The organism is Erythrobacter rubeus (assembly GCF_014705715.1).
GTDB classification, from domain to species: Bacteria; Pseudomonadota; Alphaproteobacteria; order Sphingomonadales; family Sphingomonadaceae; genus Erythrobacter; species Erythrobacter rubeus.
This window is the reverse complement of record NZ_JACXLC010000001.1, coordinates 398891-417913: the sequence shown is the minus strand read 5'-3', so window position 1 is coordinate 417913 and position 19023 is coordinate 398891. Positions and strand designations below refer to the sequence as shown.

General features: G+C 56.9%; 18 protein-coding genes. 5 read left to right on the top strand and 13 right to left on the bottom strand.

Features of this window, described 5'->3' with window-relative positions; all coding sequences use genetic code 11:
* Positions 1-77 precede the first annotated feature (77 nt).
* The gene (locus IB285_RS02070; RefSeq protein ID WP_190786613.1) at positions 78-1307 is read left to right on the top strand and encodes a hypothetical protein; all 1230 of its coding nucleotides are present in this window, start codon (positions 78-80) and stop codon (positions 1305-1307) included.
* Here IB285_RS02070 and IB285_RS02065 read toward each other — a convergent pair.
* From IB285_RS02065 to rfbA, 11 genes are all read right to left on the bottom strand, one after another.
* Positions 1285-4047, bottom strand: a complete 2763-nt coding sequence (locus IB285_RS02065) for a glycosyltransferase (protein ID WP_190786612.1) — start codon at positions 4045-4047, stop codon at positions 1285-1287. The two genes, IB285_RS02070 and IB285_RS02065, sit on opposite strands and share 23 nt — an antisense overlap.
* Positions 4048-4059: 12 nt before the next feature.
* Positions 4060-4473 carry a hypothetical protein gene (locus tag IB285_RS02060; RefSeq protein ID WP_190786611.1) on the bottom strand — a complete coding sequence of 138 codons (414 nt, stop codon included), beginning with the start codon at positions 4471-4473 and terminating at the stop codon, positions 4060-4062.
* A gap of 107 nt (positions 4474-4580) precedes the next feature.
* Entirely contained in the window at positions 4581-5228 is a 648-nt protein-coding gene (locus IB285_RS02055; RefSeq protein WP_190786610.1) for an ABC transporter ATP-binding protein, read from the bottom strand.
* Complete coding sequence (locus IB285_RS02050) at positions 5225-6007, bottom strand: ABC transporter permease (protein WP_190786609.1); 783 nt, start codon at positions 6005-6007, stop codon at positions 5225-5227. Before IB285_RS02050 ends, IB285_RS02055 begins: the two co-directional genes overlap by 4 nt.
* Before the next feature lie 3 nt (positions 6008-6010).
* On the bottom strand, positions 6011-7174 hold the full coding sequence (locus IB285_RS02045) for a capsule biosynthesis protein (protein WP_190786608.1): 1164 nt from the start codon (positions 7172-7174) through the stop codon (positions 6011-6013).
* A gap of 246 nt (positions 7175-7420) precedes the next feature.
* Positions 7421-8236: a DUF5672 family protein gene (locus tag IB285_RS02040; protein WP_190786607.1), complete on the bottom strand. Its 816-nt coding sequence runs from the start codon at positions 8234-8236 to the stop codon at positions 7421-7423.
* A 9-nt stretch (positions 8237-8245) separates the two neighbouring features.
* On the bottom strand, positions 8246-9646 hold the full coding sequence (locus tag IB285_RS02035; RefSeq protein WP_328705835.1) for a glycosyltransferase family 2 protein: 1401 nt from the start codon (positions 9644-9646) through the stop codon (positions 8246-8248).
* Positions 9647-10026: 380 nt separating this feature from the next.
* Positions 10027-11085: a dTDP-glucose 4,6-dehydratase gene (gene rfbB, locus IB285_RS02030; RefSeq protein WP_190786605.1), complete on the bottom strand. Its 1059-nt coding sequence runs from the start codon at positions 11083-11085 to the stop codon at positions 10027-10029.
* Positions 11078-11926 (bottom strand): dTDP-4-dehydrorhamnose reductase, encoded by an 849-nt coding sequence (gene rfbD / locus IB285_RS02025; protein WP_190786604.1) that lies wholly within the window; start codon positions 11924-11926, stop codon positions 11078-11080. Before rfbD ends, rfbB begins: the two co-directional genes overlap by 8 nt.
* Positions 11923-12468: a dTDP-4-dehydrorhamnose 3,5-epimerase gene (gene rfbC / locus IB285_RS02020; protein WP_190786603.1), complete on the bottom strand. Its 546-nt coding sequence runs from the start codon at positions 12466-12468 to the stop codon at positions 11923-11925. The genes rfbD and rfbC overlap by 4 nt, the downstream gene beginning before the upstream one ends.
* Positions 12468-13358: a glucose-1-phosphate thymidylyltransferase RfbA gene (rfbA, locus tag IB285_RS02015; RefSeq protein ID WP_190786602.1), complete on the bottom strand. Its 891-nt coding sequence runs from the start codon at positions 13356-13358 to the stop codon at positions 12468-12470. The genes rfbC and rfbA overlap by 1 nt, the downstream gene beginning before the upstream one ends.
* Before the next feature lie 468 nt (positions 13359-13826).
* Here rfbA and IB285_RS02010 point away from each other — a divergent pair, with 468 nt between their 5' ends.
* The 3 genes from IB285_RS02010 (at position 13827) to IB285_RS02000 (ending at position 16197) form a co-directional block, all read left to right on the top strand.
* Positions 13827-14336 (top strand): PilZ domain-containing protein, encoded by a 510-nt coding sequence (locus tag IB285_RS02010; RefSeq protein ID WP_190786601.1) that lies wholly within the window; start codon positions 13827-13829, stop codon positions 14334-14336.
* 179 nt (positions 14337-14515) lie between these two features.
* Positions 14516-14941: a hypothetical protein gene (locus IB285_RS02005; RefSeq protein WP_190786600.1), complete on the top strand. Its 426-nt coding sequence runs from the start codon at positions 14516-14518 to the stop codon at positions 14939-14941.
* Between the two features lie 44 nt (positions 14942-14985).
* Entirely contained in the window at positions 14986-16197 is a 1212-nt protein-coding gene (locus IB285_RS02000) for a cell wall hydrolase (protein ID WP_328705834.1), read from the top strand.
* Between the two features lie 48 nt (positions 16198-16245).
* Here the strand turns inward: IB285_RS02000 and IB285_RS01995 are convergent, their stop codons facing one another.
* Both IB285_RS01995 and IB285_RS01990 read right to left on the bottom strand, forming a co-directional pair.
* Positions 16246-16938, bottom strand: coding sequence for a response regulator transcription factor (locus tag IB285_RS01995; protein WP_190786598.1), 693 nt, complete (start codon positions 16936-16938; stop codon positions 16246-16248).
* Positions 16939-17245: 307 nt separating this feature from the next.
* A complete protein-coding gene (locus tag IB285_RS01990; RefSeq protein ID WP_234033036.1) occupies positions 17246-17779 on the bottom strand; it encodes a polysaccharide biosynthesis/export family protein in 534 nt (177 codons plus the stop codon).
* 341 nt (positions 17780-18120) lie between these two features.
* Here IB285_RS01990 and IB285_RS01985 point away from each other — a divergent pair, with 341 nt between their 5' ends.
* A complete protein-coding gene (locus IB285_RS01985; protein WP_234033035.1) occupies positions 18121-18873 on the top strand; it encodes a sugar transferase in 753 nt (250 codons plus the stop codon).
* Positions 18874-19023 lie beyond the last annotated feature (150 nt).

Below are 19023 nucleotides of genomic sequence, written 5' to 3'. Positions count from 1 at the left end.
GGGCGACGAGGATAGACACTTCTTGCTGCAGGCAACGATGCAACGCCATCCGTCTGCATAATGGAGAGATAGTTACATTGAACAAGTCATCAGACCACAAGCTCTCCCAGACCCCTCTCTATTCGGTGGACTCACCTGAGTTGAGACATCTGCCGTTCTTGTTTTGGTTGATCGAAAATCATCGGCCACAATCGCTGGTGCAACTGGGTTTCGGCGATGGCGTGGCCTATTTCGCCGCTTGCCAAGCCGTAGACCAGCTGGGCCCTGATAAGCAATGTGTGTGCATCTCTTCGGGCAGTGATGAGAACTTGGCGCGCACCGACCTGTTGATGAGAAACGAAAAGCTCTACGGGGAGTTCTCTGACCTCAAAATACACGACCAGCGCTATGCACCGCAATTCGTCGGCAAGGGCGTCGACTTACTCATTCTGCGCGTGCCGGAAAACGGGCATCAAGCAGACTTTCCGGCGAAGGCGTGGCGCGATCTCTTGTCTGACCGAGGAATCGTGCTTCTCCTCGGTACGGTTGCCAATTCCGCCGAAGATCAAGCTGTCCGAGCATTAGAATCAGCGTTTGAGACACCTGCGAAAATTGATCTCGTCGACGAGACAGGAATGTACGCGTTGCTGATTGGTGCGCAGCAGCAAGACTGCATTCGCGAACTGGCAACTACCCACGCCGACAGTGGTGAACCTCATCGCATAGGTACTCTATTGCAAGAGCTGGGGTACGACGTCGCGGTCGCCAATCGAGGAACGGCCTCGCGAGATAGCGCGATGACAAGCGGCGGCGCGCCCGACTTTGAGAAACTGAGGGCGAGATATGAGCAGGGGTTGATCGAAATCTCGCGGCTTGGCCACCTGCTCGCGAGAAATGAAAAGGAATTAAAGCGGATCACCCTCCAGTGGGAAGATGGACTGCTGCAAAATCACATTCGTTCCAAGCTCGAAGCGACGCAGTCGAAATATGAGGGAACCAAGGCAAAGACCTTCAATCCAATGGCCCGCAGACGTCATAAGAAACGCTTGGACGAAGAAACCCAACTTGTCGAAGCGTCAGGACTTTTCGACCGGGATTGGTACTTGGCGGTCAATCGGGATGTTCAAGAGAGCGGTATCGATCCAGTCCGTCATTTTGTGTCGGACGGTGCATACGAACTCCGCGATCCCGGTCCGCTTTTCAGTTCCTTCAAATATCACAAGGCCAACCCGGACGTCACTAATGAGGGCATTCCGGCGTTGATCCACTATCTCAAGAGTGGACGAAGTGAAAACCGCCAGATCTTCAAGGTAGGCGACCTAGGCTAGAGGCTAGAGCGAGTTTCTGGATCGAGTGCGCACGACGCCTTGCCGCCCGGCTCATTTTGCGAAGCTGCAATCGTGAAGCATCTAGGGCCAGCACAGCATCAACGATCCAGGACACTGAGTCGGCCGGGATGACGAAGCCTGTCTCACCGCTCACCGCCAGCGATGGCGGCGCACCGCGATCATAACAAATCACGGGCCGACCTGCGGCCATGGCCTCCACTACAGTGCGGCCAAAGCTCTCGGCGAATTTCGACAGGCTTACAATTACATCCGCTTGGTCGATCGCATCGATAGGACGCGGCGCATAGCCCATGACTTCCACGTTTGGGGGCAGCGGGCTTAAGGAAAGTAAGTCAGGGGTCTGTGGACCGAAGATCAGAAACCTGACAGGCTGTCCCATCCACGCGATAGTTCTCGCCGCAGCGACGAACTCCCTGACACCCTTTTTCTCGATATTGCTGCTTATCAAGGCAATTCGAAGAACGTGCCCTGGGTCGTAGGGTAAATCAAACAAGGACGGATCGACGGCGTTCGGTCTGACTGTACAGCGTTCTGGGCATCCCAGCCATTCGCGGACTGACTCCGATGGCATGATGAAGCGGTCCGCCTGCTCTAGCAGCTGCAAGCGCAAAGCCTCGGGGCTCATACTCAACGCGCGGCACAGCGGCATATCTTCGGCCGGCAGTTCGCGCACGTACATGACACTCGGTACCGATTCAGCGCGCGCCGCCAATAATGGTGCCTCCAGGACCACCGTATTCACGTGCACTTCGGCCGGTCGGTACTTCACGATCAGGGACCGGATGGCTTCGACCGTTTGCGAATTGACGGGATGCAGGCCGCTGCGCCAAATTTGAGGGAGAATTTCGACAGCGGCGCTGATTTCGAGCAGCCTGCCAAGATATTCTTCGCTCGGCATACTTGGCGCCACGACTACTGGCGCAAATCCGCCGCGAACCAAGCGCGCGACTACATCCAAAAAACTGCGCTCCGCGCCGAACAACGTCTTGCCCGCCGTGTGCGCAAAAACGAGCACAGTTTTTGTTTCTGGTAGCAAATCAGCAAGCGCGCCTTCGAAGTTTGGAAGGCCACTCGTGTTCCCAATGCCTTGCTCCCGATGGTGATGGAGCAAAGGATTTACCGCTGAACCCAGCTGGTTAGCCTCGCGGTATGCGCTCGTGCTGAAAAGTGGTCCCGGATCGCGCCCTTCCTTTGCGCCCGTCTTTAGGTAATGACGCGCGGCGCTCATTCCAGATTGGAGAACATCCGGATATGCGAGTTGATACCATTGCTCATCCAGAAGATGTGATGCCGTGAGCAGATCATAGTCGCCTTCCGGCCCTTCGGGATCGCCAAGCGTTATCGCATTCGGAACTCGAAAGGGGCGCTGCGCTGGATGACGCGCCAGCCGCAGGCCTTGCACATTATCTGCCGTCTCATGCCAAACATGAGCGGATTCCATGTAATCCCGTCTAACACCCGCAAATTGTGTGCGAAGATGAGTCGCGCTTTGATTAGTCAGCGACTCAGGGAGCGTTCGCGCAAAGGCGAGCGGGACCCCGGGGCACACCTCCTTTATCGAGTTGGCCCCGAACGCAGATCGTATCCGGTAATAGTATTCTGTATCAGCATTGACCTTGACCCGGTCCCAGTAGCCCAGTTGTTCTCTCAACTCGGCGCGGATCATCAGTGAGGAAACATTTCGATAAATCCATCCTTCCTCCATGCGCCAACGAGTCATCTCGATGTTGTTGCCTGCTCGCACCCAATGCGAGACTGTGGCCTTCAGAGTTCGATCAGCGATCAATGGCTGCACCTGCTGCTCTATTTTTTGCGGGTGCGACCAATCATCGGAATCATGAACGGTAACGAATTTGCCTCGCGCCTCGGCAAAGCCAGTGTTGCGCGCGGGGTAAGCCCCTTGATTCTTGCCAAGATCGATTATGCGAAGGCGTTCGTCGTGTGCGGCCGCTGCACTCGCTATCGCAAGGCTATCATCCGACGAGCCATCATTAACCAGCAGGATTTCCAAATTTTCCCAGCTTTGCGCCTGTAACCCCTTGATCGCAGTTGATAGTTCTCTGGCTGCGTTAAACACCGGGACGATAATGCTTACTAATGGATCATCGGGAGCCCCTTCCCGTCGCGCCATGCTTGGTCCGCCTCGTAGACGATCAAACAAGTGCCCGTTTCCTCCGCCGAGCACCACCTCGGCGAGCTCGGAAGCGAAATAGATGTCGCTGAGAATGGCTGAGAGATCGGCTACGGTTTCGCCCTTAGCTTTTGCCAGCAAGAAGCGAGCTAAGCGGAAATCGTTAGTTTCGCCAAAGCGCGCTATGCCCTGTTCAAATATTAGCTCCGCGCTTGCCGCATCGCCGCAGTCCAAGCACAATTCTACAGCAAGCAGATACGGACCGGGATGCGCAATCAGCTGATCCTTGGCTGATTGGGAGTGGAAGGCGAGGATCGCTTGTCGAGCCTTCTCCAAGTCGCCCTGCTCCGAATACCAACGCGCGAGCACCCATCCTGCCGAAGCTCGCTCAACCGCTGGTCCATGATCAAGCAGCGCTTCCAGACGAGGCAGGACGCGCCCATGATATCCGCGCCACAATAGGTGATCCAATTCAGGCGCGTGGGCTTGTGCCGACAAACCCGCACGGACGCCCTTCTCGCGTTGCAGCCATTCGAAACTCTCGCGGTGGTCGCCTTCGCCGCCCCGAAGTTCAGCCCCCGATATCAAGTGCGGCCTCCATCAAAAAAGTGGTCGACCTTCAGCACGACCGACCTCGAGATAATGGACCAGCGCCGGCCAATTCGCTTTAGCAGCGTCAGGGTTGGCCATGTAATAATCCATGCTGTTGAATTCCGGGCCAGGGTCACGTCCTTCAAAAGCGCCCGCACGAACATAGTGCTCGGCAGCATTCATCCTGCTCCCGGCAACATCATCGTATTTTTTCAAATACCACTGCTCGCTGAAAAACGCGCTTTCGCCGACCAGCTCGGTTTGGCGAGCGATCGATGGCAACCCTTCAGCAGGTCCGTCCAAGACGATGGAATACATGCCATGTACCAAGCTTATTGCTACCTTGTGTCTCTCATTCAGATCGGCAATCTCGGCGCGCAGAATTCGTTGGATATCGAGATCGTATTGATCCTCTGGTGTCATCGTGCCTTGCACCCATTCTTGAAATCAATGCTTGAACTCTCTGTCAGTCATGTCGGAATAGATGGTGCATCCCGCCACGTTTGATGAAGCTGTCCCACATTGACGGTTTAGAGCGCTTCGTAAATAGAAATTGCCTCGCCAACATCTTCGTAAAGCGTCGCAATTCCGTCGTTCAGCACGACCGCTTTGTTGCAATACTTTTGGACAGTCGAGAGGCTGTGAGAAGCTAGCAACAAAGCTCTATCCTCTCGTTTTTCGAAGAATTGCTCCCGGCATTTCTGCTGGAAGTTCTGGTCACCGACCATGATGACCTCATCGATCAAATAGCACTCGAATTCGATCGCCAAGGACAGAGCGAATGCCAATCTCGCGCGCATTCCCGAAGAGTACAGCTTCACCGGCATGTGGAGTTGGCTTCCAAGCTCAGTGAAATCTTCTACAAAAGCCCGCATCTCCGAATAAGGCTTGTCGTAGATACGCGCGATGAAGCGCGCGTTATCGTACCCCGTAAGGCTGCCTTGGAAGCCTCCGGTGAACCCCAGCGGCCAAGAGCAACTCATCTTGCGGACAACCCTGCCAGCGGTCGGCATCTCGACACCGCCGATCAAGCGTATGAGGGTCGATTTACCAGCGCCGTTGCGCCCCAGCAGACCGATGCGATCGCGAGGATTAATCGTAAATTCGACACCGCGCAGCACGGCCTTGTCGATCTTCCCTGTGCGGTAATTCTTGTAGATGTTGCGACAGTAAATCATGTCAACGTCAATGTCCGCCGCACGCGTCGGCAAAGGATAAGCCCTATAAGCATGAGAACGATCGTCAACCCGAACGCTTTTGTCAGATCGTAATACGGCGTCACTAAGTCACCGAAAAGCCCGTAGCGCATAAGTTCCATGCCACTCACCAGAGGAGACCACATGAGCGCCTCTCTCGCATTGGGAGGCAACCAGGCAGCAAGATTGAATACGCCGGAAAGCGGTATCGAGATGTAAACGCTTATCGGCACGAGCTTTTCGACCACTTCCGACATCTCGGATAGAGGGGCTAATACAACGCAAACGGAAAGAACGAACGCCACGTAGACTGCCCAGCCAGCAACGAGTGCACCCACATTCGATGGCACCGGAAACACATCGAAGAAAACCAGAACGATCGCGGCGAAGGTGTAGGCCATCATCGCCCCAATCGCTTCGATCGTCACACGAACGAAGATGAAGTCGAGAACCTTGACCTGTCGATGGTAGAGAAGTGGGCCGTTTGTCTGAAAAATCTTGGCTGAACGGCCAAACGAGTGGCGCAGAAAAGTAAGCGGGATATATCCGCTCACCACGAAAGCGATCACGCTGAAGCCATTGTTCTCCGGGCCACGGACGAAAGTCCAGACCAATCCCACCAGTCCCGCGAATAGCAGCGGCTCAGCCATGACCCACAAAAAGCCGATGTTTTCGCGGCCAAATCGTGTCACGAGCTCCCGGATCAGCAAGGCCTGAATGACCTTCAACTGGATCCGCAATCCCTCCGAAAAGCGTTTCATATGCTAGTCTTCGGGCGAATGCTCACGCACACCAACTGCCAGCATCCAACCCACGAGATAGAGGCACAGGCTCGCGAAAATCACAGCCAAGATATTCGTAAAACGAGAAGGAAGGATCGCGTCATCCGGGCGATTTGGCTCGACAACTCGCTCAAGATAATATTTTTGCTGTTGAGCCTCTACCCTCGCTTGTTCCAGCGCGGCGTTGGCGATGGTCAGAAGTTCTGTCGCGAACTCCTGTTCAACTAGAAGGTTTTCGTATTCCGTCATACGCGAAGCCAAGCCATCCGGACCGCCAACGGCCCGCGCTGTTTGCGATGCGACTTGCTGCGACACGGCGGCAATACGCTCCTCCAAGGCCGGAATCGAAGGGTGATCGGCGGCAATGCGCTTCATTTGTGTCAGTTGCGCACGCAACGCCGCTTCTTGTGCAATGAGCTCATCCGATACTGCCAATACACCCAAGCCCTGCTGCTGAGGGTCCAGAATTTGAGCAGTATTCCGATAGGCTCCGAGCCGAATGCGGGCATCGCGAACTCTTTCCTGAGCTTCAGCCACCCTGGCGTCGGCCTCTTCAATGGCTTGGGAATTGACGCGCTCATTAAGGCGATTGACCAGTTCTTCGCTCAGCTGAAGGAGGCCGAGGTTGATCGCCTGCGCTTCCTCCGGAGTGAACGCCTTGACGCTCAATTGAGTAAGGCCGGTTTCCGGGTCAGGTAAGGCCGTCACCATGGAGCCGTAATATGCGTAGAGATCTTCGAACGATCCACTTTGGTAGATTAACGGGAAACGGCTCAAAAAATCAGCTTCCTGAGACGCAAATGCGCCTCGTACGTCAGTGCGTTGCGTCAAGCCGGCCAGAGCATCGCGGGATTTTATGTAACCAATAATCTCGCTTGCCTGCTCTTGGCCCCCACCTAGTCCAGTGCCTTGCAGCAAGGCGCCAAGCGATCCGGTGCTCGCTCGCTTCTGATCCGGAGCCTTGATGACGAACTGGGATTCCGAAACGTACACATCCGCCGCGATAAAGCCGTAATAGAGTATCCCGAGCAGCGATGGCAGCACCACGAACGCAGCGAACCACCGCCAACGACGCAGCAACGCTACAATCCGGTTTTCCTTCACGGTTGCCTCGGCCTGGCGTTGTAATTCAGGATCGTGATGCATGGGCAATCAATATCACTTAGTGGCAATCAGGGGCAGCTTCTCGCCTCTGCAGAGGTAGCATTGGCGCAGCGGCGTCGCGGTGACTAGCAGCAGTCAGATGAATATCCCAAGAATAATTGGGGTTTTGCGTCGTTCTGCGCCGTGCGTCAGGAGGCTCTCAGGGCGGACGCAGCGCCCTAGGCGAACGCCCATCGCATGACAAGCGAATTGCGCCGGCCGACTTGCCAGCCGACTTGGACGCCCAGATCAGCGTTTGGGTAAGATCATGTCGGCTACACGGTCTCCGAGCATCCGAAGCGAACGTCGTCCGCCATTTTCTCCGTTGTTCACCGCACGCCGCAGGGCCCGAAAGTCGGGCTTCAAGCTACCCCGTTCGTCGAGCGAGAGATAAAGCTCCCAGAACAGCTCCGGCCCCAGCACTTCAGGCATCAAAAACACGCCGTGATAGCCGAAGGTCCGACTTGGGTCGCTCGCGCGTTCGGCAGAGAACATGTCCGCCAAATCGGCCGGCCCAAAACGCATTCCCTGCTTTTCAAGCAGCGCGCGATTGGTGCGACAGATGGCAATGTCTTCAGGATGGTGACTTTGGAAGTCGGGCGAGAGGCAAGCCTCCATCAGTCTGCGGCTGCGGAGCGAAAAGCCGCCATTTCCAACGCACCTCCCATCGTCAAATTGCGGCCAGCTCGCACCGATATAATCGTATTCCAGGAATTCCGAGGACCAGCGATCTGGATCGATGATGTGCCCATCCCATTGAACGACCAGACAGTGGCTGCTTTGGATATGCTTGACGAGTTCATCGACGATGAAGTGCGAATACGCCGAAGAAGACCTGAGCTCCTCGATCCGAACCACCCGGATTGCATCACTGATGGGCAGCCCTACCTGGCTCACATCGACATCGGTGAACAGGATCGCTTCGGCAGGCTCCACATACGCAAGGCTTGTCTCGATCGCCAGAATGGTCGCCTCGACATTCGTTGAGCTAGCGGCGCAGATCGTGACCTCGGGCAATTTCAGACGCTCGGACGGTATCGGCGACATGAGGGATTTGGCGGACATCGGCACCTTTTAAAGACGTAATACGAATTGCTCGCTATAAGCGCTCAGCATGGGGTGATGGAAGGGATCCACAGCACGGCCATCTTCGCTTTGGGCAGTATAGGGAGAAAACTGTCCCCATCGCTTCTGCAGCTCATCCAATTCCTGCGCGAGGCGCGCAGCACCAGCAGGGTCCCGGTCTTGACCGCGTGATACGGATTCGTGGTGAACAAGCGTCGCGCGGGGTTCGTAGAGGGAGCGCCAACCTCTTGCGTTCAGCTTCAAACATAGATCGACATCGTTGAAAGAGACGGCAAAATGATCGGCGTCGAACCCGCCCACCGCAAGAAATTTTTCCTTCTCGACAACCAGGCAAGCAGCCGTGACAGCCGATACAAATTGCGGAAGCGAGTGGCGGTGGAAATAGCCGGGCTCTCCTGGCTTTAGCAACCGATGGGCATGCGCCGCGCCGCCGCCAATTCCCATTGCCACGCCAGCGTGCTGGATCCTGCCATCGGGATAAAGGAGGCGAGCGCCGACCGACCCCACATCGGTGCGGCGCGCCTGGTGCGCGAGGATCGTCAGCCACTCAGGATCGACCACTTCGATGTCGTTGTTGAGGAAGCACAGCATATCCCCGGTCACTTGTGCCACAGCGCGATTGTTGAGAGCGGCGAAGTTGAAAGGGCCATCGTCGCGAAGGACTTTGGCAAAATCAGGCTTGATATCTGCTAGGTATTGCAATGCTTCCGGATCATCGCTGCCATTGTCGATGACGATAATCTCAATTGGGCCCGGGTAGTGTGTGCCCGCCAGTCCGTCGAGACATTTGCAAAGGAATTTCAAGCCGTTGCGGGTTGGGACGATCACACTAATGGGAGAGAGGGCTGCTGAGCCTTGTTCCGAGAGTGCAATCGGTGGGACAGTCTCTGGTAGGGGACGACTGCGTCTATGATGGAGAATTCCGTGCAGGTGTACGATTTCCCCGTCCCCGCTCTTATTTACGGCATCTGCGATCAGGTCCGCTGCCCAATCTTGCGAGCGAAACGCATCGGCGCTGTTATCGCGCAGCCTGACAATCGCGGCCCCTGTCAGAAAATCGAAATACCGGTGCAGTTCGCTGTTCCAGTCCGGTTTCAGGTGCGGATCGGTCCGGCATCCCTTGTCATCGATAAGGTCATCGTCTGCGTAAACCAGATGAGTGTTGTCGGTCACCGTCGAAGCTGCCTGGCGGTACAGTGCACCCGCCCCCGACGCGAGTAAGTCGCCACTCACCATGGGCAGCACCCACGCATTCCGGCGAGCCAAACGGTCAATCAGGTCCGTTTGAGGGCGCCCGGACACAATTTCTGCCGCGATTCCCTCTCTTTCCAGGCTTGCAAGCGTGCCTGCTTTACCATCGCCGTCTTCGACCAGCGCGACGATGGTCACGGGGCTTCCGCTAACTTCATCAGCGCGCGCGAATTGGTCCCTGCCCAGCGCAAGCCATAATGCGTATGCGCTTTTCGACCGGCCAAGAAGCGGTGCGAGGGCGATCCGAGCGCGCAGCCGTTTGCCCAATATCCGCCACCACATCGCGCGGGCATAAGTTGCAGGATTCATCGCGATAGCGTCGGCGTGCACCCGCAGTCGCAGCCATGCCAGCCGCCATGATCCACTCGCCTGAGCGCGCGGCTCAGGCGAAGCTGTCACAGTCTTTGGCTGGTGGTCGTGCATCCTGGAGCGCGTACCGGGAAACTGATTTCGAAACAAATCGATCTGTCAGACTGGTCTGCGTTACTCTTCCGCATCCGATTAATCGGCTGGCTGAGTCATGCTCTATCAAGAAGAGCGCGCCACCACGCTTCGTTTTCCAGATACCAGCGCAAGGTTGCTTTCAGGCCGCTTTCGAAATCATGGCGGGGCTTATAGCCAAGCTCATCACGCGCCTTTGTCTCGTCAATCGCGTAGCGGCGGTCGTGCCCCTTGCGATCGGCAATGAAGGTCTTGAGTTCGCTCGTCGCCCGACCCCTTGCGGCAGGCGCATCGGGATAGCGTGCCGACAACCCATCAATTTCCTCTAACGCGCGATCGACCTCGGAGCAGATGCGATCGATAACGGTCATGTTGGGCAGCTCTTCACCACCGCCGATATTATAAGTCTCCCCAGGCTGCCCGCGGTCGAGGCACACCTCGATCCCGCGGCAATGATCTTCGACATGAAGCCAGTCGCGCACATTCATTCCGTCGCCGTAGATCGGCAGGTTCCGACCATGAAGAGCGTTCAACAGAAACAACGGAATGAGCTTTTCAGGATATTGAAACGGCCCGTAATTGTTCGAACAATTGGTCGTCGTGACCTCAAGCCCGAAGGTATGGTGGTACGCGCGCACGAGATGATCGGATGAGGCTTTCGATGCCGAGTAGGGCGAGTTCGGCTGATATTGATGTGTTTCGCTGAAGGCCGGATCCTCGGGACCGAGAGAGCCGTACACTTCATCGGTCGAAATGTGGTGAAAACGATGCGCGCGCCCACTGCCTTCGTCCAGCCAGACAGCGCGGGCCGCCTCCAAAAGGCTATTGGTCCCGAGAATATTCGTATCGATGAACGCGTCCGGCCCGGTGATCGATCGATCGACATGGCTTTCCGCTGCGAAGTGGACAAGCGATGCAATGCCGCGCTCGCGCAAAAGCTTTTCGACCAATTCGGTATCGCGGATATCGCCGACCACAAGCTCCGCCTGTTCGACGCTTTCGATCGTTGACCGATTGCCAGCATAGGTCAGGCTGTCAAGGACGGTGATCGTGTCGTCCGGGTGGCGATCCGCCCAATAATGGACGAAGTTTCCCCCGATGAAGCCGGCACCGCCGGTCACAAGCAGGTTAGCCAAGTTCTTGTTCCTCTTTCAGCATTTTGCGCAGGTTTTCGCGCCAGTGAGTGTATCCGTCGTCCAAAAGGTCGCGCGCCTTGCTGCAATCAAGCAGCGAAAAAGCTGGACGCGCGGCGGGGGTTGGATAGTCGCTGCTCGGGATGGGGTGGATCGGTATCTCGCGATTGAGCAGACCCAGCGCCAGCGCCTCTTCCTGGATCGCCACGGCGAAATCATACCAACTCGCAACCCCGGCATCGCTGTGGTGGAAAGTGCCCGGGGCCCCTTTCGCCACCAGACCCCAGATCACGCGCGCAAGTCCAGGTGCCCAGGTCGGCGCGCCAATCTGATCCACTACAACCTTTAGCTCAGGCTTCTCCTTCATAAGCCTGAGGATGGTTCGCACAAAATTCTGACCACCGGCCGTGTAAACCCAAGACGTCCGAACCAGGAGGTCGTCTTTGCGGAGATGATCCTCGCCTTCTGCCTTGGTTCGGCCGTAGACGGAAATCGGCGCCCGGTCATCCTCGGGGCGGTAGGGCCGGCTAGATGCACCGTCGAAGACGAAGTCGGTCGATACGTGCACCAATTTGCCCGGATGTGCCTCGACGAGCGCCTTCACCGCGCCTGCATTGATCGCAGCTGCCATTTCCTCTTCGCTCTCTGCCTTGTCGACAGCTGTATAGGCGGCCGCATTTATGACGAGGTCCGGCTCGACGCTCTCGACCAAAGCAGAAATGGCGTCACCATCAGTGAGATCGCATTCGCTGATGTCTACGGCATGAATGTTTGCATGGCTTGGCGAAGTGGCGAGCAAGCTGCGACCGAGCTGCCCTTGCGCTCCCGTGACCAGCACTTTCACCCGAAAGGCTCCACTTCGCTCAAGGTGCGGCCTTGCTGGTCCTTAGCCGACAGCTGCACCTCAAGCCCATCCACCGGCCAGTCAATACCGACGGACGGATCGTCCCATGCGAGTGAATGCTCGCTTTCGGGGGCGTAAGGAGCATCGCACTTGTAGAGAAAGTCTGTCTCGTCTTCGAGCGTAAGAAACCCGTGAGCGAAACCCTGCGGGACCCAGAACATGCGTTTGTTGCCTGCTGAAAGCTCGACACCCGCCCACTTCCCGAAAGTTGCAGAGCCGCGCCGAAGATCAACCGCCACGTCGAACACAGCGCCATTGACAACCCTCACCAACTTGCCCTGTGGTCCTGGGTTCTGGAAATGAAGCCCGCGCAGCACGCCCTTTTGCGAGCGCGAGTGGTTGTCTTGAACAAAGCTCGCATCGATGCCGCAGTCGGCAAACCGCTGCGCGTTCCAGCTTTCCAGGAAGAACCCGCGATCATCGCCGAAGACCTGTGGCTCGATGACCAGCGGGCCGTCAATCTCGGTCGGCAAGACCTTCATCAGCGCGGCCTCTCATCGAGCAGCGACATCAGGTATTCGCCATAACCCGATTTGACGAGCGGCGCGGCGATGTTTTCCAGCTGCGCGTCGTCGATAAAACCCTGTCGCCATGCGATCTCTTCCGGGCAACAGATTTTAAGGCCCTGCCTTTCCTCGGTAATGCGGACGAATGTCGCCGCGTCGAGCAAAGAGCCATGCGTTCCAGTGTCGAGCCATGAATACCCGCGCCCCATTATCTCGACGGACAGAGCACCGTCTTCGAGATACAGGCGATTGAGGTCGGTGATTTCGAGCTCGCCGCGCGCCGACGGTTCGAGCTGGCGCGCCCGGTCCGCAACGGTGCCATCATAAAAATAGAGGCCCGTGACCGCGAAGTTCGATTTTGGCTGCACGGGCTTCTCTTCGAGCGAGGACGCCTTCCCGTTGCTGTCGAAATCGACCACTCCATACGCCTCGGGATTGTTCACGCGATACGCGAAAACGCTCGCCCCGAAAGACCGCGCATTCGCGCTGTCGAGTATGTCGGGAAGGCCATGACCATAGAATATGTTGTCGCCCAAAACCAGCGCGCATGGATCGTCTTTGATAAAATCCGCACCGATGAGGAATGCTTGAGCCAGACCTTCCGGCTTCGGCTGAACCGCGTAGGAAAGCGAAACGCCGAAGTTCGACCCATCGCCGAGAAAGCGTTGAAACTGTTCCTGGTCCTCCGGCGTGGTGATAATTAAAATATCCCTGATCCCAGCCAGCATCAGGGCCGACAGGGGATAGTAGATCATCGGCTTGTCGTAGACCGGCATCAGCTGTTTAGACACACCGCGCGTCAGCGGGTACAGCCGGGTGCCCGATCCTCCTGCCAGAATGATCCCTCTACGTGAAACCGAACTCACCACATTGTCCTTGCTTACATCTCAGTCTGGATCGCCGCTTCGCAGCATTGACCGGCGAGGACAACCCAAATGGGCATGACGCGCCCGCTTAATCGGATTTTTCCCGCGAGTTAGCTTGCCGATGCCAAACGAAAAGCATGGCTTCTCGCAACCCTCTCCAAAATCGCCACACAGCCGTGCTACTTTGTGACAATCGCGATTAGCCAACTGGCAATAGCTTGATCGCGAAACACCGCTCTTCGAGGGTATTTCAGTAGCCTTGCCAGCACACATTGGCGAAAATCCGCCGGTTCTGCCGCAACGCAGCACTCCGCCCTGCCCCTTCTGCGCCGTTGATCTATGCACCGCGCATTGACAACACGTGCAAAAGGAGCGGCAGGTTCATGCTGGCACAATTGCAGTGCCAACGCAGCCTGTGTTTATTTCGTGGCTCATTGTCAGGGTCTGTAGAGTGGGACTTCTTACCCTATGGGAAATCTTACGCGCCCATTGCAGGCTGAGATCGTCGCCGAGAGGCGTCAGAGTGAGCGCAAGCAATTACGCCTGGCCACCTCCGTTGGATCATCAGCCGATGCGAATAGAGCGCTCATACATGACCTTTCGGGTTCAGGTCTGCGACTTGAAACCGACGCCGAGCTCTCCGTTGGCGACATTATTCAGGTCGGGCTTCCCTTGATCGGACCTGTCGATGCAAAGGTCATCTGGCGCGAGCTTTCATTCCTTGGGTGCGACTTTGTCGAGCCGATCTCGCAAGCGGCGGTCAATGCCGCTCTCCTGAAATCCTCAAAGGACTTGGGAGAGGTCGCAGACAATGCCGATGTCGATGAAGTGCCGATCGGGGTCAGGCCAACGCTTGATATGATTACGGAATGGAAGATCGAGTTTGATCGGGAAAAGGGTGCAAAGGGTCATCGCGTGGTCGGATTCCGGCAAACAACCGATGGTATGCTGATCGCGATGGTCTCCAAATCGGGCTGAAGAGAGACCCGATCGAACCGTGCAAACGCCCCCTACACCCTCTTTAGGGTAATATCGCTGCGCCTCACGGCCGTGCTAGCAGGTATCCCGACCGGTGACGGCGGCGCGATCCCGCGCGGCCAACATCGCTTTGATAATCAGCCGGCAACAGCCGAATCATTGAGTACGGGGTGACAATCATGTCCGAGGAAACGGGAAACCAATATTCGCACTGCCTTGCGACGCTCGAAGAAGCTTTGCGTGAGGCCGAAAAAGCGTTTGTTGATGCCGACACTCGCTATCTCGAAGCACAGCGGGATCGAAAGATCGCGATGGAAGCAATCAACCAGCACCAGATCGAGATCGATGCAGCCGTCGCAGAACTGAGGAAAATCAGCATTCCCGGCACGCGCTGGCACCTCACCCGAACAGACGAAGACGACACGCTCGAGCTCAATGCCGAAGACATGGTGCCGGCCAGTTCAAGGGCGAAAGCGTCGAAGCCGGATTTGGTCTCCAGCGAAGCTGAAGCAGCGTTGGCCAAGAAATTCGACCGTCTCAGGAGCCACAGCGCAGCGCGATCGGACGATCCAGTCCTGAAGGTGGTCGCAAAACCGGGACGCTAGCGAGGTAAACCGGCCCCCGGCTCAACATCGCGGAGGGTATCTCGATGGCAGTCGACCCAGCAACCGAAGAGCATGATACCGGTACAGGTTTAGCGCTCCCTGGGCCGAAATCTGGTCGCGGGGCGCTTTTGGTTGGCCTTGGTCTGCTCACCGCGGCGATTGCCGTTCTTGCTGCTTCTGATTCTTGGGGCGAGAATCAAGAACAGCGGCAGCTTCGCGCTGACACGAAGAGCACCGAAACGAAGCTTGGTCGGTTGTCAGCCTCTTCGCGCGATCGCGTCGCCATACGTCCCGCCAGCGAGAGGGCGATAACAGAAGGTGCCTTGCGTCCTTCGCGCGCCTTCAAGCATTCCGGCAACGCAGAGGATAGAGCCAAGGCGATCGACTGCCTTGCTTTTGCCTCATGGTATGAGGCTGGCGATAGCCCGCCCGATCAACGTGCGGTGATGCAGACAATCTTGAACCGGGTCAGCCACACAGCCTTCCCAAATTCGGTTTGCGGCGTGGTTTTCGAAGGATCGCACCTGACCACCGGCTGCCAGTTTACCTTTACCTGCGATGGGTCGATCGAGGCGCGACGCCCGAGCGAGCGCGCGATGACGCGGGCTCGCAAACTCGCAGAGCAAGCGCTCGATGGGCAGGTCGATGACAGTATCGGGACCGCGACCCATTATCACGCCAACTATGTCGACCCATGGTGGGCGAGCCGTCTCGACCGCGTTGCGATTGTTGGTCCCCATATCTTCTACAAATGGCGGGGTTCCGCAGGTGTTCTGGCCAAGCCGGGGCGGCTTGACGAAGAGGTGGAATTCCGAGAGCTGGCCGCAAAACATAGCGACTATCGGGCGGCGGAATCTGATCCCACGATAGTAGCCGAGCAGAACCCGCAATTGGCGCAGTTGAGCGGCATCGCCCCGTCACCGATTGCCGCCGCCCGCGCGATCTCTTCAAACATTCATTACATGGCGGTCGGCAGTGAGGCAGCCAATGGCCGGTGGGCGCTTTCCGCGCTAAAGACATGCCGAGGGAAAAAGTCCTGCCAGGTAATCGGCTATGGCAATGGAGCCGAAGCCGCTCGAAACCGGAATGCAGGGCTTTCAGCGCGGGACCGTCCTCTGTTTCTCTTCGTCAGAGATGCCGCGACGGGCATGGAAATCGCGCTATGGGATTGCGAGAAGGTGACCCGCAAGAACACCTCTCAGTGCCTCCCCGGCGAGAGGGCTGCACTTGAGAAGCTGATGAAAGAGCGATCCTGAGGCACGGAAGACACCGGCCTCATTTTCGTGACCGGTGCTCGCGGCAAACTAGGCATGCATTGGTTGCGGCGCGGTTTCAGTGGGGAGCTGGTGAAAGTTGGAGAACCCTCGAGAGCTGGCCCACATCGCCGCCTGCGTCCGGTTTCCGACATCGAGCTTGCGCAGGATCGCTTTCACGTGAACCTTCACGGTGGCCTCGCAGACATCGAGCTCTCGCGCTATAACCTTGTTGGAGTAACCGGCCATCAGGCAGCAAAGAACATCGCGCTCGCGTGCGGAAAGCTTCGCATCTTCCAGTTCCGTTGCAACATCCCCGCTAGGGACATTCTGATCGAAGCTGTGCTTGCTCAGAACGTCGGCAAGCTCGGATGGCAGGAACTTCTGCCCGAGGGATACGAGGCGCAAAGCGGTGATGAGCGGCTGCGAGTTCATGGATTTGACGATATACCCATCGGCTCCCGCTTCGAGGCATTCGACAAGACAACTCATATCGAACTCGTCAACGAGGACCGCGATCTTCGCGTCGGGATAGGCGGCGCAAACTTCCTCGATCGCCTTTCTTTGGGCGCCAGCTTCAGGAAGGTCGACGACGACCGAGATGTTGCTGTCCAAGTCAGCCTTGGCCACGCGGTCTGCGCGGGCACTGGCGACAACAACATTGAAACCGTCTGAAGACAGTATCTGCTGCAATCCTTCGCGTGAGATATCGTTCGAGCTAATCAAGCACAGGTCGCTGGTCATTTCAAAAATCCCGTAGAATCAGACAACGCTGCGACCCCGCCGGTCCGAGCCGTTTGCCCCCACATTCTCGTTTGTTTTTGATCTTGATCCGTGGAAGCGACTCCGAACGGTTAAGGGATTGTGCGTAACAACGCCGTTTTATGCAATGATTAATTAAAAAGTAAGGCCTTGACGCGCGTGCTATGGCGTGAAGAACGGCTAAAAACCGCGACTTCAGCGCCTCTCGATGGTTTCGGATCTGTTACTCAGTAGGGTTAATCTTGGCTCGGACTGAGCCATCTTCCAGAGATATTGAGGACCCACTCAACTAGAAGAACGATTCGCGAATGGTAATTGTATCGCCAGGAGCGATTCTCAGCGCAGCCTTGTCGAGTTTAACGATCCGCCCCTCGGACCATGTCTGACGTTTCAAAACGATCTTGTTCTTGTCAGCACGCGGTGTGAAGCCTCCAGCTTTGGCGATGGCCTGCTCCAAGGTGAGTTCGCCATTGTGCGCGTATTCGCCCGGTGTCTCCACCTCACCGAGGATGAAAAACGTGCGATGCTCGATGATCTCAATCGAAACGCGCGGATCAAGGACGTAGCCTCCATCGGCCAAGCTTTGCTCGACCATTGCTGCAACCTGCTGCGGACCCTTGTCCTTCACCAAGAGAGGATCGATCAATGGCAGCGAAAGCACACCTCCCGCGCCAACATCGAATTCGCCGGTGAGCGTTTCTTCGTCGAACACTGTCACTCGCAACTGGTCGCCAGCATCGATCAGATAACGTTCGGCCAGTCCGCTATTGGCATCAGCGGCGCTGATCGAAGTCAGTCCGGAAGACGCGCATGCGGATGCCAACAAGCAAAGCCCGCCGAGCAAAAATGCTCTGCCAGATGCCAGTGCCCGAATACACGCCTGGATGCTCATCGTTGCTTTCCTTTTCTACATCGCGCTGGTGCGGTCATAGCTCGACAGACTTTATCCGAGGCCGCCGCCGGGCGATATTACCATTTGGAGGTGTTTTCCGAGACTTAGTCGCCGCTCACGATAGCCCATTTGGGCGTGACTCCTTACACCCGATGCGCGGTTGTTTGCTCAGTCATTTTCGCCGATTTTTCAGATTGCTGGGGCTTTCCGATTCCGAATGCCTCGGGCCAGATCAAGGCGCCTTCAATTCTGATTTCGAGATCGTGAGACCGATGCACACGACCAAGCATGACACCACCTTAGCGATCCACGATGATCATGATGCGCAGGACACTGTGTTCACAATGGCCCCGTCGCTATCGGATAACGATCTGATTTCGATCGGGACGGACCTGGCAGCCGAAGTCGAGGTCTCGTCGGGACCGATGAAACGCGCGCTCGACATCGTCGTCGCCGCGTTGATGCTTGTCTTGCTAGCGCCGGTAATGCTGCTGGTCGCGATAGCCGTGAAGGTGAGCAGTCCCGGCCCCGTGCTGTTTCGCCAGGAACGTGTCGGCAGCCAGGGGCGCCACTTCAAATGTCTGAAGTTCCGCACGATGCATGTGGATGCCGAAATCAAACTGGCGCAGCTGCTTCGGGCCCAACCCGACTTGCGACTGGAATGGCAGTGCAAGCAGAAACTGTCCGCGGATCCTCGCATCACCAATATCGGCAACTTCCTGAGGCAATCCAGCCTTGATGAATTGCCTCAGCTCTTCAATGTCCTGCGCGGTGACATGAGCTTGGTCGGGCCCCGGCCTATCATCAGAGCCGAAGTGCCGAGATACGGCCGGTACATTACCAGTTATTTCAAGGTTAAACCCGGTCTCAGCGGTCTGTGGCAGATATCCGGCCGCAATGACGCATCCTACGCCCGAAGGGTCGCTGCGGATGTGCTGTATGCCCGGTCGCGCACCTTCGCGATGGATCTCAGGATCCTCTTGATGACCGTACCTGCTGTAATCTCGGGGAAGGGATCGTGCTGATGCGCCGCGTGCTCGACAGTCAGATCGCGTATACGATCAAAGCCCAAAGCAGCAGCGAGGCTGGCAGCGCGAACAGAAAGCCGCGGGCGAAGCTTCGCTTTCCCACTGACGGGACTTCGCCGCGCCGTTCCGAGGCTGCGAGCGAACTTC